General features: G+C 37.9%; 1 protein-coding gene. It reads right to left on the bottom strand.

Going from position 1 to position 580, the window contains the following annotated elements; genetic code table 11:
- Positions 1-30: 30 nt before the first annotated feature.
- Entirely contained in the window at positions 31-534 is a 504-nt protein-coding gene (locus tag AC1EUY_RS16140) for a helix-turn-helix domain-containing protein (RefSeq protein ID WP_480196581.1), read from the bottom strand.
- Positions 535-580: the final 46 nt, after the last annotated feature.

A 580-nucleotide genomic window follows, 5' to 3' on the forward strand; every position in this document is an offset into this window, starting at 1 on the left:
TTATCTTTATTTAGACTGTTTCTAATGTCGCTAAACAGGCTTGGTAGTTTTTTTAAAGACTTCTACAGCCTGCTCGTCTTTTTTGTGATGTGATTTCCTTGCCACTTTCAATACACTATGGTGGTGTGTTCTACAATGACTGTAAAGTGTTTTGTAATTTAATAGAATACCGAAATTGGACGCTATCCAATCCAGTAACTCAACATAACTAGTGATGGTAGTTGATGGGTTAGAGAGTTGTTCTGCCACCGCCTGTTTGACGTGTTCTGGAATTTCTTCTCTTCGAGAACCTCTGCTCTTTACCTGTAAATAGGAAACTATGCCTTTTTGGGCATATAGCTCAAGCCAATTGTAAATGGTCTTGCGCTCTCGCTTGAGCTTCTTTGCTAATTGATAGGTGTAGGTTACCTTACCTTGCTTGATTAATAACAACGCTTTTGCCCTTTGGTACTGCAGCAGCTTGCTTTGAGCATTCATAAGAGCCTTTAGCTCTGATTCGCTCTCTTTAATGTGTAAGTCTATTTGTTTTGCCATAAGGCAATTTACAAATAATTGAGTAAATTAACAAGAGAAATGGTAT

Source organism: Maritimimonas sp. 2210JD6-3, assembly GCF_056591795.1.